21 protein-coding genes are annotated in these 25,658 nt (G+C 68.0%); 7 read left to right on the top strand and 14 right to left on the bottom strand.

Annotated elements, in window-relative coordinates; all coding sequences use genetic code 11:
• Position 1: 1 nt before the first annotated feature.
• Positions 2–2,755: a beta-N-acetylglucosaminidase domain-containing protein gene (locus ACIPXZ_RS10375; RefSeq protein ID WP_400593448.1), complete on the bottom strand. Its 2,754-nt coding sequence runs from the start codon at positions 2,753–2,755 to the stop codon at positions 2–4.
• A 151-nt stretch (positions 2,756–2,906) separates the two neighbouring features.
• Between ACIPXZ_RS10375 and ACIPXZ_RS10370 the strand changes: the two genes are divergently transcribed.
• Positions 2,907–3,527 carry a TetR/AcrR family transcriptional regulator gene (locus tag ACIPXZ_RS10370; RefSeq protein ID WP_400593445.1) on the top strand — a complete coding sequence of 207 codons (621 nt, stop codon included), beginning with the start codon at positions 2,907–2,909 and terminating at the stop codon, positions 3,525–3,527.
• On the opposite strand, the gene ACIPXZ_RS10365 is transcribed toward ACIPXZ_RS10370, so the two are convergent.
• On the bottom strand, positions 3,475–4,434 hold the full coding sequence (locus tag ACIPXZ_RS10365; RefSeq protein ID WP_400593443.1) for an EamA family transporter: 960 nt from the start codon (positions 4,432–4,434) through the stop codon (positions 3,475–3,477). The two genes, ACIPXZ_RS10370 and ACIPXZ_RS10365, sit on opposite strands and share 53 nt — an antisense overlap.
• 75 nt (positions 4,435–4,509) lie before the next feature.
• On the opposite strand from ACIPXZ_RS10365, the gene ACIPXZ_RS10360 reads away from it, so the two are divergent.
• Positions 4,510–5,388, top strand: a complete 879-nt coding sequence (locus ACIPXZ_RS10360; protein ID WP_400593440.1) for a LysR family transcriptional regulator — start codon at positions 4,510–4,512, stop codon at positions 5,386–5,388.
• Positions 5,389–5,390: 2 nt separating this feature from the next.
• Here the strand turns inward: ACIPXZ_RS10360 and ACIPXZ_RS10355 are convergent, their stop codons facing one another.
• Positions 5,391–5,948 (bottom strand): TetR/AcrR family transcriptional regulator, encoded by a 558-nt coding sequence (locus ACIPXZ_RS10355; RefSeq protein WP_400593437.1) that lies wholly within the window; start codon positions 5,946–5,948, stop codon positions 5,391–5,393.
• Positions 5,949–6,027: 79 nt separating this feature from the next.
• Between ACIPXZ_RS10355 and ACIPXZ_RS10350 the strand changes: the two genes are divergently transcribed.
• Entirely contained in the window at positions 6,028–6,486 is a 459-nt protein-coding gene (locus tag ACIPXZ_RS10350) for an anthrone oxygenase family protein (RefSeq protein WP_400593434.1), read from the top strand.
• 3 nt (positions 6,487–6,489) lie between these two features.
• Here ACIPXZ_RS10350 and ACIPXZ_RS10345 read toward each other — a convergent pair whose 3' ends face one another.
• Positions 6,490–7,470 carry an LLM class flavin-dependent oxidoreductase gene (locus ACIPXZ_RS10345; protein WP_400593431.1) on the bottom strand — a complete coding sequence of 327 codons (981 nt, stop codon included), beginning with the start codon at positions 7,468–7,470 and terminating at the stop codon, positions 6,490–6,492.
• A gap of 262 nt (positions 7,471–7,732) precedes the next feature.
• Between ACIPXZ_RS10345 and ACIPXZ_RS10340 the strand changes: the two genes are divergently transcribed.
• Both ACIPXZ_RS10340 and ACIPXZ_RS10335 read left to right on the top strand, forming a co-directional pair.
• Positions 7,733–8,479: a slipin family protein gene (locus tag ACIPXZ_RS10340; protein ID WP_400593960.1), complete on the top strand. Its 747-nt coding sequence runs from the start codon at positions 7,733–7,735 to the stop codon at positions 8,477–8,479.
• Positions 8,480–8,632: 153 nt separating this feature from the next.
• Positions 8,633–9,616 (top strand): ABC transporter substrate-binding protein, encoded by a 984-nt coding sequence (locus ACIPXZ_RS10335; protein WP_400593429.1) that lies wholly within the window; start codon positions 8,633–8,635, stop codon positions 9,614–9,616.
• Between the two features lie 94 nt (positions 9,617–9,710).
• On the opposite strand, the gene ACIPXZ_RS10330 is transcribed toward ACIPXZ_RS10335, so the two are convergent.
• Complete coding sequence (locus ACIPXZ_RS10330; protein WP_400593426.1) at positions 9,711–13,268, bottom strand: bifunctional proline dehydrogenase/L-glutamate gamma-semialdehyde dehydrogenase; 3,558 nt, start codon at positions 13,266–13,268, stop codon at positions 9,711–9,713.
• Between the two features lie 240 nt (positions 13,269–13,508).
• Here ACIPXZ_RS10330 and ACIPXZ_RS10325 point away from each other — a divergent pair, with 240 nt between their 5' ends.
• Entirely contained in the window at positions 13,509–14,411 is a 903-nt protein-coding gene (locus ACIPXZ_RS10325) for a LysR substrate-binding domain-containing protein (RefSeq protein WP_400593423.1), read from the top strand.
• A 48-nt stretch (positions 14,412–14,459) separates the two neighbouring features.
• Here ACIPXZ_RS10325 and ACIPXZ_RS10320 read toward each other — a convergent pair whose 3' ends face one another.
• On the bottom strand, positions 14,460–15,941 hold the full coding sequence (locus ACIPXZ_RS10320) for a DUF222 domain-containing protein (RefSeq protein WP_400593420.1): 1,482 nt from the start codon (positions 15,939–15,941) through the stop codon (positions 14,460–14,462).
• Positions 15,942–16,097: 156 nt separating this feature from the next.
• Here ACIPXZ_RS10320 and ACIPXZ_RS10315 point away from each other — a divergent pair, with 156 nt between their 5' ends.
• Positions 16,098–17,084 (top strand): ornithine cyclodeaminase family protein, encoded by a 987-nt coding sequence (locus ACIPXZ_RS10315; protein WP_400593417.1) that lies wholly within the window; start codon positions 16,098–16,100, stop codon positions 17,082–17,084.
• 1 nt (position 17,085) lies between these two features.
• Here ACIPXZ_RS10315 and ACIPXZ_RS10310 read toward each other — a convergent pair whose 3' ends face one another.
• The 8 genes from ACIPXZ_RS10310 to ACIPXZ_RS10275 form a co-directional block, all read right to left on the bottom strand.
• Positions 17,086–18,270 (bottom strand): nitrate/nitrite transporter, encoded by a 1,185-nt coding sequence (locus ACIPXZ_RS10310; protein WP_400593414.1) that lies wholly within the window; start codon positions 18,268–18,270, stop codon positions 17,086–17,088.
• Between the two features lie 73 nt (positions 18,271–18,343).
• The gene (locus ACIPXZ_RS10305; RefSeq protein ID WP_400593411.1) at positions 18,344–19,675 is read right to left on the bottom strand and encodes an NtaA/DmoA family FMN-dependent monooxygenase; all 1,332 of its coding nucleotides are present in this window, start codon (positions 19,673–19,675) and stop codon (positions 18,344–18,346) included.
• On the bottom strand, positions 19,672–20,691 hold the full coding sequence (locus ACIPXZ_RS10300; protein WP_400593408.1) for an LLM class flavin-dependent oxidoreductase: 1,020 nt from the start codon (positions 20,689–20,691) through the stop codon (positions 19,672–19,674). Before ACIPXZ_RS10300 ends, ACIPXZ_RS10305 begins: the two co-directional genes overlap by 4 nt.
• Positions 20,688–21,521 carry a DUF1684 domain-containing protein gene (locus tag ACIPXZ_RS10295; RefSeq protein WP_400593405.1) on the bottom strand — a complete coding sequence of 278 codons (834 nt, stop codon included), beginning with the start codon at positions 21,519–21,521 and terminating at the stop codon, positions 20,688–20,690. Before ACIPXZ_RS10295 ends, ACIPXZ_RS10300 begins: the two co-directional genes overlap by 4 nt.
• Positions 21,505–22,617: an LLM class flavin-dependent oxidoreductase gene (locus ACIPXZ_RS10290; protein ID WP_400593402.1), complete on the bottom strand. Its 1,113-nt coding sequence runs from the start codon at positions 22,615–22,617 to the stop codon at positions 21,505–21,507. The genes ACIPXZ_RS10295 and ACIPXZ_RS10290 overlap by 17 nt, the downstream gene beginning before the upstream one ends.
• Positions 22,614–23,612 (bottom strand): ABC transporter substrate-binding protein, encoded by a 999-nt coding sequence (locus ACIPXZ_RS10285; RefSeq protein ID WP_400593399.1) that lies wholly within the window; start codon positions 23,610–23,612, stop codon positions 22,614–22,616. The genes ACIPXZ_RS10290 and ACIPXZ_RS10285 overlap by 4 nt, the downstream gene beginning before the upstream one ends.
• Before the next feature lie 8 nt (positions 23,613–23,620).
• On the bottom strand, positions 23,621–24,424 hold the full coding sequence (locus ACIPXZ_RS10280) for an amino acid ABC transporter ATP-binding protein (protein ID WP_400593396.1): 804 nt from the start codon (positions 24,422–24,424) through the stop codon (positions 23,621–23,623).
• Positions 24,421–25,467, bottom strand: coding sequence for an amino acid ABC transporter permease (locus ACIPXZ_RS10275; RefSeq protein WP_400593393.1), 1,047 nt, complete (start codon positions 25,465–25,467; stop codon positions 24,421–24,423). Before ACIPXZ_RS10275 ends, ACIPXZ_RS10280 begins: the two co-directional genes overlap by 4 nt.
• Between the last annotated feature and the right edge of the window lie 191 nt (positions 25,468–25,658).

The raw sequence follows: 25,658 nt of genomic DNA, 5'->3' as shown, positions 1-25,658 counted from the left end.
CTCAGCGCAGGACGAGTTCGTTGACTCCCGGGGCCTGGGAGGCGGGCGCGAACAGGATCCGGACTCCGGACACCGCCCACGATGGATCCACGGCGAAGGCCGTGTACGGCGTCCCCGACCGCACAGCTCCGAGGTCCACCCATGCACCGTCACGGAGGACCTGGACCGTACCGGACACGGCTCCGACCACCTCGACCTGCCGCGCGTTCACCGGTGCATCCAAGGTCCGTTGCAGGAAGGAACCGGTCACCGGCGAGGAGGCGGCCTGATAAGCGGTCCCGGGATCGGCGTCGAACGCCGCTGGCGCGCCCTGGCCCGAGACCGAGGCCAGATTGCTCGTGGCCGACGACGGCGCCGCCGCCTGCAACTCGCGGATCTTCACCCACTGCCCTCCGGAGTTCGGGGCGGTCGCCCGCCAGCGGACGTACCGGGCCTGCACCGGCGCATCGAAGGTGTACTGAACCAGCGGCCGGGCCGTGAACGTTCCCGCGGTGGTCCAGGTGACGCCGTCGGCCGAATAGTCCAGTGCGGCGTTGTAGATCATGTCGCCGGTCTGGGTATCGCTGTCCGACTGCCGCACGAGGATGGATCCCACCGGCTTCACGGCACCGAGATCGAGCTGCACAGCGCTGCCCGCGACGGGCGCCTGATTCGACCAGTAGAAGCTCTGCGGGTCGCCGTCCGTCATCTTGCCGGTCACGTTGCCGGAGTAGGTGCCCATGGTGCTGGACGCGGTCCCGGGATAAACCGGGGCCACCATCGCTTCAGCGCCGAGCCAGTCCCGGTAGAGGGCTGTGGCCTTGGTGCTGAACGCTTCGAAGGCACCGTCCCCGACAGACGGTGTGATCACGTTCTGGGTGACGGCCCCGTTCTCCCCGAGGTCCGGGACGGTGGGTTTCTTCGCCTGCTCGATGGCCGAGGACGCCGCGAAGTACTCCTTGGTGGCGGTGGCCCCATCGCCGGCGTCGAGCGCCTTCAGCATCGCCAGCTGATGCCGGAGTGCTGAGGCCCAGAGCGCTGCGGCGTCGACCCAGGGTTCGGCATCCCGCGCGAAGCCGGGCTGCGCCATGCGCGTCAGTGTCTGAGGGAGCTGTTCGATGGTCTTCAGACGAGCCAGAAGCGCGCTGCCCGCGCCCGGGTCCTTACGGTCCCGGGCCGCCCAGAAGTCCTGGATGTCCTTGTTCAGGACCGGCGCGTTCTCCGTGCCCGGACGGTAGGGCCAGTTCTGGTTCAGATCGACGAAGGTGTTCAGTGCGGCCCGGGTCCCGGCGTCGGGTCCTGCCAGTTCACGGAGCGCGGAGGCCATGGACGCGGCCGGATCGTAGGCGGGTCCGTTCCAGGTGTAGTCACCGTAGCCCGCGAGGGACGGCAACGAGGCATAGGGCTCGATCATCGGGTTCGACGTGATGCCGTCGATGTACTTGTAGAGGTCCGGATCGCGGCCCGTGAGCGGGTTGAGGAAGAGGCGTCCACGCTGCCCGTCGTTGACCGGGAAGTTGTCCCAGATGTACAGGTGCTTCGTGGCGTAGGAGGTGCCGGCCCGCTGCACCGATGCCGCGGTGATGGTGTCGGAGAAGACTCCCTCACCGGTCCACTGGACGCGGATATCGGGATTCAGCCGGGCCCCGAACTCCCCTTTGTACGGGTCCGGGCCGGAACCGTTGTAGTTCGTGGGGACGGTCTGCAATGGAGGCAACCCGTGGGGCTTGATGTACTCGTTCTCCAGGCGGTTCAGGTAGTCGGCCTGAGCGTCGGCCAGCCAGTGCCAGTTCCCCTGATCGGGGTACTTGGCCTTGTCCGCCGCACAGTGGAAGGAGAGCGGAATGTCATCGAGGGCGACGTAGAAGGACCGCACCCCGAGTGTCCTGAGCTGCTCGAACTTGGCCACCGTGGCCTGGAAGTCCGCATCTGAGGAATAGCAGACGTCATTGCCGGGCGAGAGCGCGAAGGTGAAGTCGACGTGGTTGGCGTTCGCCCCCTTGACGAGCTGGTCCATCCGTTCCAGATCGGTGCCACTGTAGAGCGTGCGCCATTGCGCGCGCAGGAGGGCGTCGTCCTTCGGGGTGTAGATGTAGGTGTTCAGCTTGTGTTCGCCGTAGAAGGCGAATTGGTCCAGACGCGCCTGCTGAGACCAGGGGATCCCGTAGAAGCCTTCGATCGCACCGCGGATGGACATGAGTGGCCAGTCGCGGATGACGACGCCGGGCGCGGACTTGCCCGTGACGAGCTGCCGCAGGGATTGGGCGGCGTAGAAGGCGCCTCGGGCGTCGAAGCCATTGAGAGCGATGACCGGGCGGCCGTCGTAGCGCCCGGAAGTCAGGACATAGCCGTCGGCGCGCAGATCGCTCGCATCATGCGCGCCCATGCCGGCCACCACCCGGGCGATGGCGGGGTTGTCCTGGACCGTTCCGAGGTAGATCTCCTTGCCCGCGGAGCGTGGTGTCGCCGAAACCTCGGCCTTGCCGCCGGCCTCCTGGACGATCCGCTTGACCAGTTCAACCGTCGCCTGGTCCGGGTTCTGACCGGTGACGATGGTGACCTTGCCGGACAACGGCACCGGGTCACCGCCTTGGCGGAGCGATTGTGGGGTCGGGTACAGCGCCGGCACCGCGGTGGGACTCTGAGCCACCGGATCTCCGGCCGGTGCAGCCTTGGCAAAAGCGGGTACCGCTCCCATCCCCAGGCCCCCGAGCGAGACCGCCACGGCGATCAATGCCGCCCCGGAACGGTGTCTGCGGCCGGTCCTTCGTTTCATCTTCCCTGGTTTTTCCGCCGCGTTCATGCTTGAACCTGCTTTCTATACCGGTTAAGGAATCACGAGGATGCTATGACGTGCATCACACTTTGGCTAGAGGTTCCGGCTTGACAAGAATGATCCGGCCGCAGTGACCCTATGATCGAGAACTATGGAGAATGCCAAGTCGCGGAAGGGCGCAGCCAAGCGGGAAGAGATACTCCGGGTGGCGCTCGAAGTGTTCGGCGATGGCGGGGAGGAACAGGCGAGCCTGCGCGAGATCGCCCGCCGCTGCGGCACCACCACCGGGGGCATCCTCTACTATTTCGAGTCCAAGGAAGACCTGCTCGTCGAGGTGCTGCGCTCGCGGGATTTCTACAAGGACGGCGGCCCTGCGACAGTCGATTCCTTCATGTCCGATGGCGACCTGCATGAGGACTTCAGTATTCTCGAGCAGCAGATTCGGCACAACACGGAGAATCCTGGGCTCGTCGCCCTATTCGTCGCCATGGGCAGCCGGGCGCGTGCCGCGGGGCATCCGGCCGCCCCCTTCTTCCGCGATCGTTATGACCGCATGCGTGCATCGATCGTCGAATACCTCAAAGGATTCGACGTCCACCCGCGGAACGGGCTGAGTCACGAGACGGCCGCAACGATCGCTCTCGCCACCATGGACGGTCTTCAACTGCAATGGCTCGCTGATGAATCGGTGGACATGGTCGCCGCTATCCAGGGAGCCTTCAGCGCGGTGTACGAACTCCCGGACGGCGTTCCACCCGGCGCGGCCCTCTGAGCTGTCCCAGGAGCATCGCCCCGAACGCGAGCACCAGTCCCAGCAATTGCAGAGGACCGAACGTCTCACCCTTGACGAGCACCCCCAGTGTGGCCGCCATCAGCGGTGACAGGAAGCCGAGAAGAGAAGCCCTGGTCACGGGCAGTTTTCCGATGGCCCAGAACCACAGCGCGTAGGCCAGCAGGCCGCCCACCAAGCCGAGCCACAGATATCCCGCCAGGCCGCGCGCGTCGACGACTTCCGGGAGCCCCTCCACCAGCAGCGTCAGCGGCAGCAGGAAGAGCCCTCCTGCCGTGAGCTGCCAGCCGACGACGGCGATCGGCCGGACGCCGTCGGGCTTGCCCCACTTCTTGGTCAGGACGATGCCGAGCGCCATCGACGCCGTGCCTGCCAAGCCCGCCACGACACCGACGGCGTCGAGCGCCGCCGAACGTCCGAGTACGACGAAGGCCACTCCGACAGCTCCCACCACAGCCCAGGCAAGCCGCCAGAATGCGAGTTTCTCCTTCAGTACGGCGACGGCCAGGAACACGACGACCAACGGCTGCGCGGCACCGAGCGTGGCGGCCACCCCGCCCGGCAGATGACCCGCTGAAATGAAGAGGAGCGGGAAGAAGAAACCGATGTTCAGCAGGCCGAGGACCGCCGCCCGGAACCACCAGATGCCGCGCGGCAGAGCTCTGCCCAGCGCCAACGCCACGAGTCCGGCGGGCAGAGCCCGGGCCAGCCCGGCGAACAGCGGATGCCCCGCAGGCAGGAAGTCCGTGGTGACGAGATAGGTGGTGCCCCAGGAGAGCGGGGCAAGAGCCGCGAGAACCGTCACCAGAGCCAACGGCAGCGTACGACGGCGGTCGGCGGGTACCGGTGATTGAGGGGCGGAGCTCGCCTCGAGGACTTCGGTGGTCATGCATCCACTGTGACTCAGGCAGGATCAATGAGTCCAACACATAGATTTCATCGAAATCATGAGTACTTTAGATGGATGGAACTGCAACAGATGCGATACGTCGTCGCCATCGCGGAAACCGGGAGTTTCACCCGCGCCGCGGCACGGCATTTCGTGGTCCAGTCCGCCCTGAGCCACCAGATCGCCGCCCTTGAGCGCGAACTCGGGACACCCCTCTTCGTCCGTTCCAGTCGCCAGGTGAGGCTCACGGAAGCCGGCGATGCATTCCTCCCGCACGCCAGAGCCTGCCTGGAATCCGCCGAGCGGGCGAAGAACGAGGCTGCCGCCGCACAGGGCGTGGTCCGCGGCACCTTGCGGATCGGGTTCATCCCCACGCTGACCGCCGTCGAACTCCCGCGACTGCTCCGGGAGTGCCGCGAGCGCTTTCCCGAGCTGACCCTCGCCGCCCGCGTCTCCAATAGCGAGGAGATGATCCAGGAGATCCGCACCGGGACACTCGACCTCGGTTTCCTCGGACTCCTGGACGGCACACGAGTGGAAGGCGTCGACTCCCGGGAACTGACCCGGGACAGCCTGGTCGCGGTACTCGCGCCCGGGCATCCACTGGCCCGGCAGGCGCAGCTCTCCCTGGAAGAACTGAGCGGGGAACCGTTCGCCGATTTCCCCTACACCTCGGCCGGGCGCAAACAGAGTGACGCCGCCTTCGCTCGGGCCGGCATCGAACGCAGGGTCGCGTACGAGCTGGGGTCCATGGAGCTGATGTGCGAACTCGTGGCGAACGGCCTGGCCGTCATGCTCCTGCCGGGGCGCTATGCGGCGGCGCTTCCGGGCGTTGTCGCCGTCCCGCTGCGTGAGCAGACAGTGCGCCACGAGTACCTCGCCTGGGACCGGCTCCACCCCAGCCCGGCTGCGCGGGCGTTCCTGGACTTGGTGAAGGAGTTCCAGGCGGACTGAAGTCAGTTCGCGAAGCGCGCAGCCAACTCTGCGATGCGCGCGGCGCGATGCTCCAAACGCATGCGCCCTGCCCGTTCGAGCAGACTGATCCCGTGCAGGGCGCCCCAAAACGCCTCGGTGGCAGCGCCGTCGCCGTCGTCCCCGATCGCATCAGCGAGCACTTGGTACGCCGCGCGCAGTTCCGCGCGCGTGTCCTCACTGGCGAACGGCGTGTCCAGGGGCTGCTGGAACATGGCCTCATAGACGGCCGGATGCTCTGCGCCGAACTCGAGATATGCGAGCGCCACCGCCTCTGCGGCGTCCCGCCCCAGCCGATCACCCAGGGCCCGACGGCAACGGTCCATCAGCTCAACGAAGCCTTCAAAGGCCAGCGTCAGCATGATCTCCGCCTTGCCGCCGGGGAAGTGCCCGTAGAGCACCGGCTGGGTGTAACCGATCGCGTCGGCAAGATGACGCGTGGTCACGGCGGTCCATCCGTTCGCGTCGGCACGCTCCCTGGCCGCGTCGAGAATGCGACGACGGCGCTCCTCGCCACGCTGCTGCCGCATCTTTGAATCCACCCTGAGAACCCCTTGCCATCCGTGCCGACGAGACCTACTCTAGCATTGCTAGAATATATAGCACTGCTAGATATTGGAGATGTCCATGGAAACCGTGTTCGCAGTCCTGGCCGTGACCGTCGTCGGCCTCATGGTAGGCGTGGAATTCTCCGTCGCCTTCGTCATCAACCCGATCCTGCGCGCTCTGCCGCTGGAGGCGTGCATCGAAGCGCGAGCCCACGGCGGCCGCATGCTGGGGCGCGTGATGCCATTCTGGTATTTCGGGTCCCTGGTACTGATCGCCGTCCTCGCGATCCTCACCTGGGGCGGTCCGGCGGCGACGGCGGGGGTGATCGCCGTGGTCCTGATGGCCGCCAGCGTGGTCCTCTCGATCGCCCTGCTGGTCCCCCTCAACAATCGCGGCAAGCACTGGACCGCGGAAAACCACCCGGCCGACTGGCGGGAACTCCAGCAGCGCTGGGACCGACTGCACTATCTGCGCGTAGCGGTCATCGTGGCCGCGTTCATCCTGGTGGCAGTGGCGGCCACCACCGTCTGACCCCTAGACCAGGGCCACCTGGCCCAGCAGCTCGGCGGAGCGGAGCTTCGCCTCGGTGCCCGGAGCCTGGTGCGCCACGATGAGTTCGTCGGCATCCGCGTGCTTCGCAAAACCTTCGAGATACTCCAGTACGGCGTCGGGCTCGCCGACTGCGGAGTAGCGGACCATCTCGCGCAGATGCTGCCCCTGCGGGGAGTCCAACACCAGGTCCGCCTCGTCCGCCGTGAACACGTGGTCCTTGCCGAAGAAGGTCTGGACCCGCTGGCGGAGTGCATCACGCAGCAGCTCCTGAGCCGTCTGATTGGAGTCGGCCGCGACGACGTTCACGCCCGCGATCACATAGGGTTCGGCCAGCTGCGCTGAGGGCTTGAACTGCTGCCGGTAGATCCGCACAGCGTCCTGCAGGGCCGCCGGGGCGAAGTGCGAGGCGAAGGCATAGGGCAGGCCGAGCGCGGCCGCGAGCTTCGCCCCGAACAGGGAGGACCCCAGGATGTACAGCGGCACCTCGGTGCCCTTGCCCGGGGTCGCCTCGACACCGGGGATGAGGGTCTTGTCGCCGAGGAAGGCCTGAAGTTCCTGAACGTCCTGGGGGAAGGTGTCGGCGGCCATCGGGTCGCGGCGCAGGGCGCGCATGGTGTTCTGGTCGCTGCCGGGTGCACGGCCCAATCCGAGGTCGATGCGGCCCGGGTGGAGCGTCTCAAGGGTTCCGAACTGCTCCGCGATGGTCAGCGGCGAGTGATTCGGGAGCATGACTCCCCCGGCGCCGAGACGGATGCTCTCGGTGTGCGCCGCCACGTGCGCGATCAGCACGCTCGTCGCCGAGGACGCGATGCTGGCCATGTTGTGGTGCTCGGCATACCAGACGCGCTCGTACCCGGCACGCTCGGCCAGGCGGGCCAGCTCCACACTGCCGTCCAGACTCTCCTTCACGCTCTGCCCGGGTCCGATGGTCGCGAGGTCGAGGATGGAGAGCTTCAGGGACATGGCTGCCTTTCGTGGAGTGCGCGGCGTTGACGCCGCATTCAGAGACAACGACGGCGGGCGGCCGGGCATTCCTGGCAGCTCTCCTCAGGTGCTCCCCAGCGCCTTTTCCCGTCACCGGAGGGACAATGGAAGGAGGAGCCGAACAGGCCGCAAACGCCTCCTGACGGCTTCGCAAGCTAAGGAGGGGATCCCCGTGGACCCCATCATTGCAAGCATCGTGACCGCCGTCGTGATCGTCCTGATCCTGGCCATCATCGCCAGGATGTCGATCCGCATCGTCCAGCAGTACGAGCAGGGCGTCCTCTTCCGGCTGGGCCGGGTGATGGGGGTGCGGCTGCCCGGTTTCCGGCTGATCATCCCCGTGGTCGACCGTCTGCACCTCGTGAGCCTGCGAATCGTGACCATGCCGATCCAGTCTCAGGGCATCATCACCCAGGACAATGTCAGCGTCGACATCTCCGCCGTCGCCTACTACCGGGTCGTCGACTCGGTGAAGTCGGTCGTCGCCATCGAGAACGTGGCCGCCGCCATCAACCAGATCGCCCAGACGACGCTCCGGAAGGTCGTCGGACGGCACACCCTGGATCAGACCCTGTCCGAGACGGAACGTATCAATGACGACATCCGCCAGATCCTGGACGTGCTCACCACCGATTGGGGCATCGAAGTGACCCTGGTGGAGCTGAAGGACATCCAGCTTCCCGAGACGATGAAACGGGCGATGGCCCGGCAGGCCGAGGCCGAGCGGGAGAAGCGGGCCAAGATCATCGCTGCCGAAGGCGAGGCCATCTCCGCCGCCGCCCTGGGCGACGCCTCGGACACCATGATGGCGCACCCGCTGGCACTGCAGCTCCGCAATCTGCAGAGCCTGGTGGAGATCGGCGTGGACAAGAACACCACGGTGGTGTTCCCTGCGCCGCTGATGAGTACCATCGGCGAGCTGTCCACCTTCCTGGGCCGGGAGAACCAGGCGGCCGGTTCCGCCCGGTCGGCGCCGGGCGGACCGTGACCCTCTGAGTCCTTCGATGACCTCTCCGGCGTCGTGCCGTGACGCCGCGATTCCCCGTGTTTCCACACGTCTCGCACCATGTCGAACGGCTTTGACCGGGCGCCCCGGCCACCGTGAAAGTTGCTGCACCAGCTCTACTTTCGAAAGGTCATCATGAGCTCTGCACGATCAACCACCGCGGCCGCCGTCGTCCTCCTCGCCAGCGTCTCCGTAGGGCTCAGCGCCTGCTCGGACCCCGGCGCGAACGCCGCCCCCGGCACGGAACCGTCACCCTCAGCAACTGTCGCGGGCAAGGTTTTCAACCTCAGCCCAGAACAGGACCGCTTCCCCGTCACCGCCGATCCCGCGGCGGCCGCGCTGGTCCCTGCGGCCATCAAGGCCGACGGCACCCTCACCGTCGCCGTCAGCCCATACGCCGCGCCCCTCGCCGTCTACGCCAGTGACAGCAAGACGCCGGTCGGCAACGAGGTGGACATCGCCGTCGCGGTCGCCGAGAAGCTGGGCCTCAAGGCACAGATCGTCCCCACCACCTGGGAGAACTGGCCTCTGGGCGTCGCCTCCGGGAAGTACGAGGCGGTGGTCTCCAACGTGACCGTCACCGAGGAACGCAAGGAGAAGTTCGACTTCGCCAGCTACCGCAGCGACAAGCTGGGCTTCTACGCCAAGAGCGACAGTCCGGTGACCTCCATCAGCAAGCCTGCGGATGTGGCCGGCAAGAAGATCATCGTCGGCTCGGGAACCAATCAGGAGTCGATCCTGCTGGCCTGGGACGCGGAGAACAAGAAGAACGGCCTCGCCCCCGTCCAGTTCCAGTACTACGACGACGACTCGGCCTCGTCGCTGGCCCTCCAGTCCGGGCGCGCGGACCTCACTCTCGGCCCGAACGCGACGTCCGCATACAAGGCGGCGAAAACCGGGCAGACGAAGCTGGTGGGACTGCTCGACGGCGGCTGGCCGCTCAAGGCGAACATCGCCCTGGGCACCCAGAAGGGCAACGGCTTCGCGAAGGCCGCTCAGACCGCGCTCAACGACCTCATCCAGGACGGCACCTACGGCAAGATCCTGGACCGCTGGGGCCTGTCCGAGGAGGCCATCCCGCATTCCGAACTGAACCCGCCGGGCCTGCCGAAGAAGTAGCCCTCCCCCGACGACGCGAGCCGCCAATAGATGCCCGAATCCTGCACGGATAAGGGCATCTATTGGCGGCTCGCGGCCGTGAGGGGAGGTGCTGCTAGATCAGCGCATCCGAGAGGTGGTTCGGCGTGCCGAAGCGGTGCGCGGTGATCGAGACGGCCTGTTCCTTGAGGAAGGTGAGCAGCTCCACGCGACCCGCGGCGACGACGTCGTTCGCGTAGATCGCCACGTCCGGCTTGCCGTCGGCCGCCTCAGCCGTCGGCAGGACCGGTGCGCCGATCAGTCGGATGCGCGCCGAGGACTCCGGGCCGTTCTTCGCGGCGAGACGGCCCACCCGGGCGGCCCACGCGGCGTCGTCCTCCACGATGGCCGGCATACCGGCAGCGCTCAGCGCCTGCACGACGGCGGCGGGCAGCGTCTCCGCGGTGCTCACCACGGTGCCCTCCGGGGTGCGTCCGCCCCAGGCGGTGGCCGCAGCGGCCGCGACACGCAGCACCTCGGCAAGGCCGTGACCGGAAGCCTCACCGCTGAAACGGATGGTCGCCGGGACGGCGTGGTAGCGGAACACATTGCGCTCGGCGGTCAGGCCGGAGGCGTCGCGGGCGGCGCCGAACTCGGAGCCCCAGGCCAGGGCGTCGGACGCCAGGGCGCCTTCCAGCCAGGCGAGATCCTCGGCGGCCAGCCCGGCGGAGCGGGCGGCCGTGAGGAGGCCGCGGGCGGCAGTGGTCGGCGCACCGGAGGCGGACACCTCGGCGTCCTTCCAGGAGCCGAGACCCACCAGGTAGTTGGGGCCGCCGGCCTTGGTGCCAGCGCCCACCGCGGACTTCTTCCAGCCGCCGAACGGCTGGCGGCGCACGATCGCACCGGTGATCCCGCGGTTCACGTACAGGTTGCCGGCCTGGATGTTCTGCAGCCAGTAGTCCAGCTCGGCCGGGTCCAGGGAGTGCAGGCCGGAGGTCAGGCCGTAGTCGATCTCGTTGACGATCGCCACGGCCTCTTCCAGGGTCTCAGCGGTCATGACGCCCAGGATCGGGCCGAAGTATTCGGTCTTGTGGTACTCGCTGCCGCGCTTCACACCGGTGCGGACGCCCGGGCTCCACAGCTTGCCGGACTCGTCCAGCTTCCGGGGCTCCAGCACCCACTTCTCACCCTCGCCGAGGGTGGTCAGGCCGCGCAGGAGCTTACCCTGAGCCGGTTCGATGACCGGGCCCATCTGGGTCTGCGGGTCCACCGGGTAGCCGACCTTGAGGGAGCGTGCGGCGTCCTCCAGCTGCTGATTGAAGCGGCGGGAGGTCGCCACGGAGCCCACCAGCACCACCAGGGAGGCGGCGGAGCACTTCTGGCCGGCGTGACCGAAGGCGGACTGGACGACGTCCTTGGCGGCGAGGTCCAGGTCGGCGGACGGGGTGACGATGATGGCGTTCTTGCCACTGGTCTCGGCCAGCATCGGCAGGTCCTTGCGGAAACTGCGGAACAGCTCGGCGGTCTCGTAACCACCGGTCAGGATCAGGCGGTCCACGGCCGGGTGGGACACCAGCTGCGTGCCGAGCTCACGGTCGGCCAGCTGGACGTACTGCAGTACGCTGCGGTCGATCCCGGCCTCGTCGAAGGCCTCCCAGAGAGCCTCGACCATGACGGCGCCGGAGCGGCGGGCCTGCTTGGCGGGCTTGATGACGACGGCGGAGCCGGCGGCGAGGGAGGCGAGGGTGGAGCCGGCCGGGATGGCCACCGGGAAGTTCCACGGCGGGGTGACGACGGTCAGCTTGGACGGCACGAAGGTGGCGCCGTCCACGTGGTCGAGTTCCTTGGCGAGTTCCGCGTAGTAGTGGGCGAAGTCGATGGCCTCGGAGACCTCGGGGTCGCCCTGGTCCAGGGTCTTGCCGCACTCCGCGGCCATGACCTCGAGCAGCTCGGCGCGGCGGGCCTCCAGGCGGACCCCGGCACGGTGCAGGACGTCCGCACGCTGGGCGCCGGTGAGGGCGCCCCATTCGGTGCCGCGCGCGACGGCGGTGGCGATCACGGCGTCGAGCTCTTCCGCGGTGTTCAGCACGTGGGAGTCCGCCGTGGCGAGGCCGAGTGCGGTGCCGGGCACCCGCTCGAGGATGGCGCGGCCCCAGGCGCGGTTGGCCGGCAGGTCAGGGTCCGTGTCCGGGGTGTTCTCGAAACTCGCGGTGGGGCCGCCGAAGCCGGCGTCACCGGTGGAGAGCGCGGCGCGGGAGAGCTCTTCCCGGGTGAGAGCGGCGTCGTCGAACGCGCCGCGGTCCTGGACACGGTTGGGGCCGGGGACGGTGTCCGTCAGGGCGTCGAGGGAGGCGAGGAAGCGGTTCTTCTCGCGCTCGAAGAGCCCCTCGTTCTTGTCCAGCTCGAACACGGCGGACATGAAGTTCTCCTGGCTCGCGCCTTCTTCCAGGCGGCGGATCAGGTAGGCGATGGCCACATCGAACTCGCCCGGGTGCACCACGGGGGTGTAGAGCAGCAGCGATCCGACGGTGCGCTTCACGGCCTCGGCCTGGCCGGTGGCCATGCCGAGCAGCATTTCGAACTCAAGGCCCTGCTTCACGCCCCGGGCCTCGGCCAGCAGATGCGCGAGCGCCACGTCGAAGAGGTTGTGGCCTGCGACGCCGATGCGGACGTTGGCGATGTGCTCGGGGGTCAGGGCGTAGTCCAGGACGGCCTTGTACGAGGTGTCCGAGTCCTGCTTGCTGCCCCAGGTGGCCAGCGGCCAGCCGTGCAGATCGGCGTCGACCTGCTCCATGGGCAGGTTGGCGCCCTTGACCACGCGCACCTTGATGGGCGCGCCGCCCTGGGCGGTGCGGGCGGCGGACCATTCCTGGAGGCGGATCATGGCGCTCAGGGCGTCCGGGAGATAGGCCTGGAGCACGATGCCGGCTTCCAGGTCCTTGAACTCGGGGCGGTCCAGGAGCTGGGTGAAGACCGCGATGGTCAGCTCCAGGTCCTTGTACTCCTCCATGTCCAGGTTGATGAACTTGCGGGGGCTGGAGGAGGCCGCCAGCCGGTAGAGCGGGGCCAGCTTTTCGATGATGTGCTCCACGGCCTCATCGAATGCCCAGTGGTTGTGCGGGGCGACGGTGGAGGAGACCTTGATGGAGACGTAGTCGACGTCGGGACGGGCCAGCAGCTTCCGGGTGCCTTCGAGGCGTCGGGACGCCTCGTTCTGGCCGAGGATGGCCTCGCCCAGGAGGTTGACGTTGAGGTGGACGCCGTCCTTCTTGATCTTCTGAATGGAGGCGCCGAGCTTGGCGTCCGTGGCGTCCACGATCAGGTGACCGACCATCTCGCGCAGCACGCGGCGGGCCACGGGGATGACGACGCCGGGCAGTACGGGGGCGAGGGAACCACCGAGCGCGACGGCGGACTTCATGTACCAGGGCAGGAAGGCCGGGACCTTGGGAGCCAAGGCCTTGAGGTTGCGGGCCGCGACGCTCAGATCCTCGGGGCGGACGACGCCGTCCACGAAGCCGACGGTGAACGCCAGGCCGTTGGGGTCCTTCAGCACGCCGGCCAGCTGCGCGGCGGAGGCGTCGACGGGAACCTTCGCGCCCTCTTCGAGCCAGCGGCGCACCAATGCAATGGCCTCCGTGGCCAGGTCCTGTGGCTTGACGGCCGGTGATTCGACGTGGGCAGGGGTGGTCATGGCGCTCCTTGCACTTCAATGATGACGCCGTTCCCGGGGTGCGTCACCGGGGGGCGGGGAGGGGGTGATCGGTGTGTTCCGGCTCGTCCATGAACCGGGTCACTCGATCGATCTGAACATCAGTATGCGCCTTAAGGAAAATTAGGAAAAGTGATGTTTTCTGTAGGATATTGATCAGCTTTAATGAACTATCTGCGCGGGCCTTCCTGGCACCGCCGGCACCCCTGAATCGAGGCCCTCATGCTGGAGATCCGCAGGCTCAGATTGCTCCGCGAACTGAGCATCCGTGGCACCCTTGCGGGGGTCGCCGAAGCGCTGGCCTACAGCCCGTCGTCGGTGTCGCAGCAGCTCGCGCTCCTGGAGAAGGAGGTGGGCGTGGAGTTGATGCGGAAGTCCGGCCGACGCGTCCTGCTGACACCGCAGGCGCAGCTCCTGGTGGAGCACACGGGCGAGCTGCTGGACGCCTTCGAACGGGCCGAGGCAGCAGTGGCCGCGAGCCAGGACGAGATCCGGGGCACGGTGCGCATGGCGGTGTTCCAGAGCGCGATGCTGGCCCTCCTGCCTGCCACGTTGAAGGCATTGTCCGAACGGCATCCGGCCTTGCGCATCGAGATGGTGCAGTACGAACCGGAGACCGCGCTGCACGAGACCTGGGCCCACGGCTTCGATCTGGTGGTCGCGGAGCAGTACCCGAATCATGCCGCACCGCACCTTCCGGGCTTGGACCGCAAGCGATTGGTGCAGGATGCCATCCGGCTGGCAGTGCCCCCGGAGAACACTCTGCAGAAGCTCACGGACGCGGCGGAGTTGCCCTGGGTCATGGAGCCCCGGGGCGCGGCCACCCGGCATTGGGCGGAACAGGCATGCCGTTCCGTGGGCTTCGAGCCGGATGTCCGCTACGAGACGGCCGATCTGCAGGCACACATCAGTCTCGTGGAGTCCGGGCACGCCGTGGCACTGCTCCCGGATCTGATCTGGGTGGGGCGTGCGAAGTCCACGGTGCGGCTGGTCAATCTGCCAAGCGCCCCGTTGCGTACGGTCTTCACCTCCGCACGGCTCGCGAGCGTGGGCCACCCCGCCATCACCGCCGTCCGCACTGCGCTGGAAGAGGTGGCCGGGGAACTGGATCCGGCGGAGGAGTGAGGGGCTTCAGGGCAGATCCTCCAGCAAGACACCCCCAAACTGTCCGTCTCAGAACGGCGGCGGATCGGGATCACTCCGAGACCCCGACCTGATCGGCGGATGCGGACCGGTCTGACACGCAACCGAACCCGCCGGGACCGGCGGATGGTCCGTGTACCGGAGGCCCAATGGGCTCATCCATTCAAGAACCCCGCCACCGGACTGCCCTAGCTTCCAGCCTCCGTGATGCTTGAGCACATGATGCCGGCGGCAGAGACCCGCAAGGTTTGCGACCTCGGTCGGTCCACCGAAGGCCGCGTCGAGCGTATGGTCGAGGTCCAGTCGGGCGGCGCGCACGGCACAGCCTGGAAAGCGGCAGCGGGAATCACGTGCACGAAGCATTCTGCGCAGCGCTTCACCCGGCCGGTATCGGTCCACTGCCAGCACCGCACCCGTGATGGGGTCCGTGAGCACCCTGTTCCACCCGTCCTCCTGGCCCGCAAGGATCCTCGCAGTGTCCGGATCGATCGGGTGACGCCCATTCAGCTCGGCAGGCTCTCCGGACATCGCGCTCCCCTCGGTCACCGAGTCATCCGCATCGATCAACGTCAGCACGGGAACCGTCACCTCCACCCGGGCACCGATCCCGGCGAGGAGTCCTTCCGGAGCGTCGTGACCACTCGGAGCGCCGCGGAGAAGCAGATCGGCGAACAGATCCGCACGGAGTTGATCCCGGGACCGCGACTGGTTCAGGGACCGCAATTCCGTGCGCGGGCAAGGCTCGCCACCGTCGGCGTCGTCACTCGCGTCAGACCCCACGTCCGCTCCCGGCCCCGATCCGGTTCCGGGGCACCGCTCGGCCATGCGCGTCAAGCGATCGAACACCCCATGAGCGACCGCGGAGGGCAAGAGGGCGCCGAGTTCGGCCATGCCATCGGGCAATGGGTTCAGCCAGATCCGCCGCTCCGCACGGGCGCGCTCGTGCCGCTGCGACAGAGGCAACCGCTGGGCCTTCTCCGCTTCCCGCGCCGCGAGCCGGCGAAGCCTCCCAGGGGTCTGGGTCTCAGCCAAGGCCAGGACGGCCTCCTCGTACCGGGCTCGCGCCGCCGGATCGACGATGACGGCGCCGTTCTCCTGGACCACGCGCGCCTGCGCGCGGCCGAGCCTCCCCTCCAGCATGGCGTGAAACAGAGCCGGGAACCCGTCGAGCAGCTCCGCAGCCGTCGTCATCTGCCGCTGAAGAGTCCGGTCACTCGCTCGCGTGGCGACCGCCAGTTCCGCCGCAACGGAACGCTGCGCCAACTCCGCGGCTCTCGAATCCCACAGCCCCGGAGCACCGCCATCCTCTTCAGCGGTCATCACCTCGGCAAGGCGGAATGCCATGGCCAGCGTGTACTCCCGCACGGCCTGAAGACTCGCGAGAGCGGACTCAATCCCCACCAGCGAGGACACCAACCCGGCCAGCAGTGATTCCGGGTCCGGCACCGCACGGCCCTCTCGAACGTAGCCCTCCCGAATAGCGCCCTCTCGAACGCCGCTCTCCGCCTCCATGACACCACCCTTCCAGAGCCGTCAGACATTAATTTCGCGCCACCCGGATCGCCACAACCCGGCGCCGTTCAGAACAGTCACCTTGGATCAAATTTGACATTTGGTATTCCAAAAGTGGGATAGTGTCTTAGCTCACACTTCACCAAGGGAGATCCGATGACACTGATTCTGACCGCCTCAGACCTCGCGGCCACGGTGGACATGAACGCCACCATCGAAGCCATCGAGGCAAGTTTGGTAGACCAAGCGAAGGGGTCTGCGAATCAACCCGGCCCCCTCTCCATGGGCCTACCCGGCATCGAATCGCGCTACCTCGTCATGGCCGCGGCCTCGGCCCCCCGCGGGCTCGTGGCCTCCAAGCTCCTCAGCGACATCCCCTCGAACGCCGAAGCTGGCCTCCCCACCCAGCGTTCATCCATCATCCTGGCGGACCAGAACACCGGCGAGACACTCGCACTCCTGGACGGCCGGGTGCCCACGCGGACCCGCACCGCAGCCATGTCCGCCGTCGCGTCCCGGCACCTTGCCCGCCCGGAAAGCCACGTCCTCGGCCTCGTCGGGGCCGGGGCCCTCGCCATCGCCCATGTCGAGGCCCTCCGCGCGGTCCTCCCCATCGACACGGTGGTGGTCTGGTCCCGGACCAACGCCACCCTGGACGCCTTCCGCCGCGCCGTCGAGCACACCGGCCTCGAGGTGATCCGTGCGCTGGAGATCCGCGACGTGTTCGACACCTCCGACGTCGTCTGCACACTCACCCCGGCCATCGTCCCAGTGGTCTCCGGACGCTGGTTCCGCGACGGTCAGCACGTGAACGCCGTCGGCGCCCGTCCACGCCCCGATCACCGAGAGGTCGACTCCGAGGCGATGCGCCGCTCGCGCGTCGTCGTCGACAGCCTCGACACCGCGGTCGCCAAATCGGGCGACCTGCTGCTCGCCATCCAGGAAGGTGCGCTCACGCTCGACGACGTCGCGGGCGAACTCGGCCAAGTCGTGGCCGGCGACGCACGGGGCAGGGAAAGCGCAAAGCAGGTGACGCTCTTCAACTCGGTGGGCATGGGCCTGCAGGATCTTGCGATCGGCCGGATTCTCTACGACGCGGCCCTGGAACGCGGGCTCGGAACCCGCATCGATCTCTCCGCCTGATTCACCGGGGCCCGGACCGCAGAAGGCGTCTCATCGCCACGAGCCCCAGCACGGGCCCGGGCACCAGCAGCCAGAGGGCCGGCTCGCCCCAGCTCGCCAGGGCGCTTTGCAGCACCACGATGCTCACCACCGTGAGCAGGAATCCCGCACTGTTCTGCGCCGTCAGCGCCGTCCCCACTTGCTGAGCGGGGACGTACCGCGCGGACATGGCGGAGAACTGCGGAGAATCCGCGATCACCAATGCGCCCCACAGCACCAGAATGCCGATCTTGAGCACGACGGCGGAGGCCGGGATCAGCGGGTACAGCAGGCACAACAGCCCGGAACCTGCCAGGGCGAACGCCGCGACGACTTCGCTGCCCACCCGCCGGCTGAGCGCCCCGCCGGCCACACAGCCGACACTGCCCGCAGCGATGACCACAGCGCTCAGCGTCGCCACCGAAACCGGGTCCACATGCTGAGGCAGCAGCCGGAGACACAGGAGCGGAACCACGCTCCAGAAGGCGTACAGCTCCCACATGTGCCCGAGGTAGCCCCCGCAGGAAGCCCGGAAGTCCTTCAGAGCGAACAAGCCACGCACGGAACCGGAGTTCTTCGGAAGGACCCGGGACGCTCCAGGCACCCGTTCTTGAATGAGCAGCACCACCACCGCTCCGACCGTCGCCAGGATCGATGCACCCCAGATGACCGCCTGCCACGGCAACGAGGCCCCCAGCGAACGCAGGATATGAGGCATGGCGGTCCCGAGCGTCAGCATCGCCACGAGCCAGCCGAGCGCCGATCCAGAGCCGCCGCCCACCCGCTGGACGATCATCTTCATGCCCATCGGATAGATCCCGGCCAGGGCCACACCCACGCCGAACCGCGCGATCCAGGCGACCCCGAAACCCGGCGATCCGAGGGTCCAGAAGCAGTTCAGCGCGGCTCCGGCCACACTGCACAGCGCGAAGATCCTCTCAGGCGGGAAGCGGTCGGCCGCTCCGGTCACAGTGGAGGCGAGGGTGCCGGCGATGAAACCGAGCTGGGTCGCCGCGAGCAGCCAGCCGAAGCCTCCGGCGTCGAGATCGAGCCAGCGGGACAGATCCTCCGCCGCCCCGCTCGGACTGAACCACAAGGAGGTGCCGAGCCACTGGGAGAGGACGATGAGCGCCACGGCCACGGATCGACGTCGTCCGGGCGCTCCCATATCCGCAAGGTACCGGCCGGTCGTCATCCTGTGTGGCTCCCATCGTCGCGCGCCCGCGCGTCTATGGGACAGGCTACGCCCGGGACGGCTCCTTCAGCCCCAGGTGCTCACGCAAGGTGCTCCCCCGGTACTCGTCGGGGTACACGCCCCGTTCCTGAAGGGCGGGGACCAGGTGGTTCACCACGTCATCCAGACCGCTCGGGATGAGCCACGGCGAGATGTTGAAGCCGTCCACCACCCCGTCGCGGGCGTACTCGGCCAGGTGGTCCGCCACCGACTCGTAGGACCCCACGAAGCTCGCATCACGCCGAGCGGACTGCGAGGTGACGAATTGCCGGATCGACAGGCCCTTGTCCTTCGCCTCGGCCCGCCACTGGTCCGCCAGCTGCCGGGCGCGGGCACCGTGGAACCCGCTGCCCCGCGTCTCGTTCGTCTCCTCGACCACCGGATCGGCCTCGGGGAGCGGCCCGTCCGGGTCGTACTCCGCAAGACTCCGGCCCCAGAACTGCTCCAGGAAGGCGATCGCCTGCTGCGGGCCGATCTGCTGCTCCCGCAACCAGGCCTTCTTCTCGCGCGCTTCCTCCTCCGTGGCACCCAGGATGAACTCGCTGGCCGGGAAGATCAGCAGTTCGTTCGGGTGACGCCCGGCCGCCACCGTCCGGTCCACCAGGTCCGCACGGAACGTCCGGGCGTCCTCCAGCTTGGGGTGGGCGGAGAAGATGACATCCGCCTGACGGGCCGCGAAGTCGCGGCCCTCCGCCGAGTCCCCTGCCTGGAACAGCACGGGCCTGCGCTGGGCGCTGGGCGGCAACGACGGGGCCACCTCCACCGTGTAGTGCCGGCCTTCGTGACGCACCGTCCGGGCCGGCGAAGCACCGTCCGGGCCCGAGGCCCAGATCTCCTTCGCCAAACGCACGAAGGCCTCGGCGTGCGTGTAACGGTCGGCATGGTCCAGATAGCCGCCGCGGCGGAAGTTCTCTCCAGTCCAGGCGTTGTCGGTCGTCACGATGTTCCATGCGGCCCGCCCGCCGGACAGTAGATCCAGGGACGCCAGGCGGCGGGCCAGATCCGCGGGGTCGTTGTAGGTGGTGTTCTGCGTGGCCACCAGCCCGATCTTCTCCGTCACCCCGGCGAGCGCGGCCAGCATGGTCTGGGCGTCCGGGCGTCCCGCGACATCCAGTTCGTGGATCCGGCCCAGATGTTCCCTCAGTCGCAGCCCCTCCCCGAGGAAGAAGGCCGCGAACAGGCCGCGTTCGGCAGTCTGCGCCACCCGCCGGAAGGACTCGAAGTCCGTCTGCGAACCAGCCTCGGGGACCTTCCAAATGGTTCCGGAGTTGACCCCCTGGAAGAAGACGCCGAACTGGATCTGCCCACTCGGCCGGAAATCGCCGCTGCCGTATGTCATGCTCGTGCTCCTGCCGTGGTGGCGTAACGGTTGACGGGGCGTTCCAGCCCCAGGACGTCCCGAAACGTCCCGCCCGCGTGAAGCGGTCTGAGGACACCCCGAGAGCGCAGCGCCGGCAGCGTCACCGCCGCCAGCTCGGGAAGCCCGGTGCGCAAGGACGAGGGGTGCAGACGTACGCCGTCGGCCAGCTCCAGCAGGCCGGCGACGACGTCGGCGAGCGCCTGAGCGGATCCCGTGAAGCGGGCACCGGCACTGGCTGTCGCGACCGCCGGGAGTCCCCGCGCGTCGAGGGCCACCTCCAGTTCCGCCACCAGGGCGGGCCCGCCGTCCTGCCGGAAACCGTAAGCCTCCCGCAGTCGTCCCAGCTCAGTGGTCAGGTGTTCCACGGAGGAACCATGGACCAGCACCGCATCGATCTCCTCCGGCCACAACGGCCCCTCCAGTGAGACGAGCCCCGCCGGCGCGAACACGGGAAGCTGGCCCTGCAGCGGCCTCGGGATGATCGAGGGGCCCTTCACGAAGTACCCCTCGCCTTCCCCGAAGTCCGCGCGGAAGTCCGCGTAGTGCAAGCGGTCCGCGTCCAGGTACCTCCCACTCGCGATGTCCTTCACGACGGCGTCGTCCTCCCAGGAGTCCCAGAGACGCCGGGCGGCTTCCACGGACGCGGCGGCTTCAGCCCGGCGACGGCGCTCGCTCACCACGGAACGTCCGACGGCGGCCGCGTCCCGCGCGTCCTCGCTCGCGGCGAGCAGCCAGCCGCCCCGGCCCTGTGAGACGTAGTCGAGACTGGCCAGCTGGGTGGCGACGTGAAAGGGCTCGGTGTAGACGGAATCCACCTGCGGCAGCAGGGCGATGGCATGGGTCAACGGGCCGAGGAAGGCGGCGCGCTGCACCGCGTCCAGGCCGCCATGGGCGGTGAAGGACAAACCGTGGAAGCCTGCCGACTCCGCTGCGAGGGCCGTTTCCTTGAGTGAACCGTCAAGGTCGCCCGCTTCGAGGATCAGGAAGCCGCTCATGCCGCCGCCTCCCGCTGCACCGGAAGCTTCTCCCCCGCCTCCACGGCCACCGGCAATCGGTTTCCGGCGGGCGGCAGCGGGCAGGTGGCGAAGTCCGTGTAGGCGCACGGCAGGTTGACGGCCCGGTTGAAGTCGACGACGGCGGTTCCGTCCTCCGCCGGAGTCACCGTCAGCGAGCGATTGGCCGGGTAGGTGGTGTCGCCGCTGGTCAGATCAGTGAACAGCACGTTGAGCGTGCCAGGCGTGTGGCCGTTGAATGCCGTGAGGACATGTTCCACGCCACCCAGCTCGAAGCGCAGCCGGGCAGGGGCCTCGTACACGTGCTCGATGCCTTCCACCACCGCTCCCACCGTCACGGACTGAGACTCAGCGAAATACTCCACCCGGGCGGGGACCACGAAGTCCTCCGAGGCGGGGAATGCGGGCGTTCCGGGGTACGAGGTACGCAGCGCATGCCGGGGGTCACGGGGACGGACCACCAGGAAGCCGCCGCGGCGGACCACCTCGATCAGCACCGGGCCGTGCTCCAGATACAGCGCATCACGCTCCTCGATCGGTCCGAGCACGGAGGTGCTGCCGGTGCCGTCCGGGTTGAGTTCCCGGCCATCCCACGAGAGCCGTTCCAGCGCCGAGAGCGTGATGGTCACGGTGTCATCCGCGGCGTTCCAGAGGCCGGGAATCCCGTCGACGGGCCGCGCCTCGGCGTCCAGGAAGTGCAACCCCGTGACCGCGAGGAAGCCGTGTTCCGAGGCGCGCTGCTCCTCGTGTGCGGCGTGCCAGGTGTCCCAGGAGTTCTGGAGATCGGATGCGGTTTCAGTGGGCGAGGACATAGGGGCTCCTGTCATGAGTGAACGCGGGCCGGCCGGCGTAGGGGTCGCCGTCCTCCCAGAGCGTGGTGGGTGCGGCGGCGCGCACCGCGGGAATCACCTCGGTGGCGAAGCGCTCCAGCAGTTCCAGCTGCTGGGCGAACGGCAAGGTGGTGGGCAGCGAGACGGATTGCAGATCGTGCCGGTAGAGCTCGTGATAGGAGAGGATCTTGTCCACCACCTGTCCCGGGCTCCCCACCAGCGCCGGCCCCTCGGCCACCGCGTGGTCGATGTCGCGGTAGGGGGAATTGTTGCCCGGGACGTTCCGGCCCGCGGTCAACGCCTCGTAGACGGGCCCGTACTGGGCCTTGGCCTCCTGCGTGGTGTCGGCCAGGAACAAGCCTCCCGCGCCGCTGCCGGATCCGAGGTACGCATGGCGCGGATCGTGCCCGTGGCGGGCGTACTCCTCCCGGTAGTGGTCGATGAGGACCTTGTAGTTCTCGCGGGGCTGGATGGCGTTCGCGGTGAACAGCGGATCTCCGTGCCGGGCGGCGAGCGCTGCACTGGTCAACGACGTCGCCGAGCCGTGCCAGACGCGCGGGGCACCCGCGTAGGGGCGCGGCGTCGTCGTGGTCGGGTCGGTGAGAGCGGGCCGGAAGCGGCCCTCCCAAGTGACGCCCTCCTCCCGCCAGAGGCGGCGCAGCAGGCCGTACTTCTCCTCCAGCAGGTCCCATTGATCGTCCAGCGAGAGTCCGAAGAGCGGGTACTGCAGCACCTCGTTGCCCTTGCCGATCACGAGTTCCAGACGGCCGCGGGAGAGCTGGTCGATGGTGGCGTAGTCTTCCGCCACCCGGACCGGGTCCAGCACGGAGAGCACCGTGACCCCGCTCTGGAGACGGATGCGGTCGGTGACGGCGGCGATCGCGGCCAGCACGGTGGTCGGCGAGGAGGAGACGAACTCCCCGGCATGACGCTCCCCCACGGAGAAGGAGTCGAAGCCGAGTTCCTCGGCCCGGCGTGCGGTCTCCACCACCTGGGCGAGCCGGTCCGCGGTGGACACGATCTCGCCCGTGAGCGGGTTCTTCAGATGCGGGATGATGTCCAGGACCTGGAATTTCACTTCTTCGCCCCCTCGGTGGCGGCGAAGTCCTCCGCGGTGATGGTCTCTGAGGACGGGACCGCCTCCTCCGAGAGCCCCCAGCGTTCCAGCACCTTGCCGTAGCTGCCGTCTTTGATGGCCGATTCGAGCGCCGCCGTCAGCGCAGGGGCGAGCCCGTTGCCGCGCTTGGAGACCGCGGCCACCAGGGTGGTGCTGGGCCAGCCGGCGTTGACCTTGCCCACCACTTTGAGGTCGTCCCGGGTGTTCGCACGGTACACGGCCGAGGGGTACGGGCCCAGGTTCAGATCCGTGCGGCCGGAGGAGAGGGCGAGGATGGTGTCCGCCTCGTTGGCGTAGTACTCCAGCTGGGCGGGTGCCTTGCCCTTCGCTTCCAGTTCCTTGTTCCACGCCAGCAGGATCTTCTCCTGGTTGGTCCCGGAGCCCACGGAGATCTTCTGGCCGGACACGTCGTCCGCCCCGTTGACCGTCAGGGTGGAGTCCTTCTTCGCCTCGAAGCCCATGAAGGCCGCCCGGTAACCGGAGAAGTCGAAGAGCTTCACCCGGTCCGCGTTGATGCCCACATTGGAGAAGACGGTCTCCACCTCGCCGGACTGGGTCTTCAGTGGCCAGCTCTCCCAGGACGTGACCTTGATGTCCAGCTCCAGGCCGAGCTTGTCCGCCACCAGCTGAGCGATGTCCAGCTCACTTCCCACGGGGGTCTTGTCGTCCGTGGCGTGGAAGGAGAGCGGGATGGAACCGGCGCTCGTGGCAACCGTCAGCTTGCCGTCCTGGGCGATGGCGGCCGGGACCTTGGCCGCCGCGGCGGGGTCCTTCTGGTCCCGGATGCGATGCTGCTCCGGGGAGGTGTTGTACGTGATGCCGTTGCGGGCGGCGCTCGGGCTCGCACCCGGTGCCGCATTGGCTCCCGGGTCGGAGCAGGCGGCAAGGGACGGGACGACGACGGCGGTCAGCAGCAGCGCCGGGAGGGCGCGGGCCGTGCGGGTGCGGTGAAGCATGGTGTTCCTCAGATGTTGAAAGCGGGTTCGATGACTTTGGAGAGGAAGGCCTTGGTGCGTTCCTCCCGAGGGCTGCCGAAGAGCTGGGCGGGCGGGCCGGATTCGACCACCCGGCCCTGATCCATGAAGACCACGGTGTCCGCGACGTCCCGGGCGAAGCCCATTTCATGGGTGACCACCACGAGCGTGGTGCCGGTGCTCGCAAGGTCCCGGATGACGTCCAGGACCTCGCCCACCAGTTCCGGGTCCAGCGCGGAGGTCGGTTCGTCAAAGAGCACGATCCGTGGCTCCAGGGCCAAGGCTCGTGCGATGGCGACCCGCTGTTGCTGGCCTCCGGAAAGCTGCCGCGGATACGCGGCGGCCTTGTCCGCGAGGCCCACCCGGTCCAGAAGTTCCAGCGCCTTGGCCGTGACCTCCTGCCGCTTGCGCCGCTGGGCGATGAGCGGGGCCTCCACCACGTTCTCCAGCACGGTGAGGTGCGGGAAGAGGTTGAAGTTCTGGAAGACGAAACCGATCCCGGTGCGGGTGGCCAGGATGTCCTTCTCCCGGCGTTCATGCAGGGCGCCGCCCTTGAGCTGGTAGCCGACGGGTTCGCCGTCGACGGCGATGTAGCCGGAGCTCAGCGCCTCCAGATGGTTGATGGTGCGCAGCAGCGTGGACTTGCCCGAGCCGGACGGTCCGACGATCACGGTGACCTCGCCGGGCCGCACGGTGAGGTTGACGCCCTTGAGGACTTCGAGGGAGCCGAAGCTCTTGTGGGCGTTGACGATGTCCACGCGGCCCGCGCGGGCCGGTGACGTTGCGCGACTCATGAGTCGTTCCTTTCGGCGGGCACGACGGCGGCAGGGCGGCGTCCCGGCGTGAGGTTGGCGCGCAGCCGCTGCCATGGTGTCGGCGGGAGGGCGCGGACGGAGCCGCGGGCGAAATACCGCTCGATGTAGTACTGGGCCACGCTCAGCACCGAGGTGATGACGACGTACCAGAGCGTGGCCACCAGGAGCAGCGGCAGGACCTGCTGCGTGCGGTTGTAGATGACCTGCACGGTGTAGAAGAGCTCCGAGTAGGCCAGGACGTAGACCACGGAGGTTCCCTTGACGAGGCCGATGATCTCGTTGAAAGCGTTGGGCAGGATGGCCCGCATGGCCTGCGGCAGCACGATCCGGGTGTTGCGTCGCCAGCCGGGGAGCCCCAGGGCCGCCGCGGCTTCGAGCTGTCCGGAGTCCACTGAGAGGATTCCGCCGCGGATGATCTCCGCCGAGTAGGCCGCTTGATTGAGGCTCAGCCCCAGCACGGCGGCGGCGAACTGGCTGATGAGCGTGGTGGTCGACGCCTCGAAGAACCGCACGTCCGTGAACGGGATGCCGAGGCTGATCTTCTCGTAGAGGTACCCCAGGTTGTACCAGAGCAACAGCTGCACCAGGAGGGGCGTGGAGCGGAAGATCCAGGAGAAGGTCCAGGCGACCCCCACCAGCAGTGGTGAGGAGGAGAGCCGCATGAGGGCCAGCACGAAGCCCAGCAGGAAGCCGACGGTCCCGGCGATCACGGTCAGCTTCAGTGTCTCCCCAAGGCCGGTGATGACGGATTGCGCGGTGAACCACTGCGCCACCACACCCCATTCCCAGCGAGGGTTGGTGGCCAGCGACCACGCCACTGAGGCGAGGAGCAGCGCCACGAGCACGGTCCCCACCCACCGGCCGGGGTGTTTGGCCCGGATGACCCGGAGCTCACCGGCCGGGGGTGGTTCCTCCGGCCCGGCACTGTGGGGGTCTCCGGCCGGAGCGACGAAGGCAGGGCCGAGAGTATGGCGGTGCTCGGTGCCGTCGTCGAGCACGGGGCCATTGGTGATGACGCTCATGGGATGTCCTCGGGGTCGCTTGGTTTCGGGGATTGGCTGCAAATCTAGGGAGCATCCCGCACCTTGTTCAAGGCCGTCTTTCACATCCGGAAACCCCCGTTCACGGCACGACGCCGCGGGTCACACGAGGCCATATGAGGCCCCGGACGACGCCGTGTGACAGGCCGTGAACCGGGGTGTCGGGGCGTGAC

Source organism: Arthrobacter sp. NPDC090010 (genome assembly GCF_044748305.1).
Lineage (GTDB): Bacteria > Actinomycetota > Actinomycetes > Actinomycetales > Micrococcaceae > Arthrobacter_E.
The sequence above is the reverse complement of the archived record's forward strand: the minus strand, read 5'-3'. Positions and strand labels throughout refer to the sequence as shown.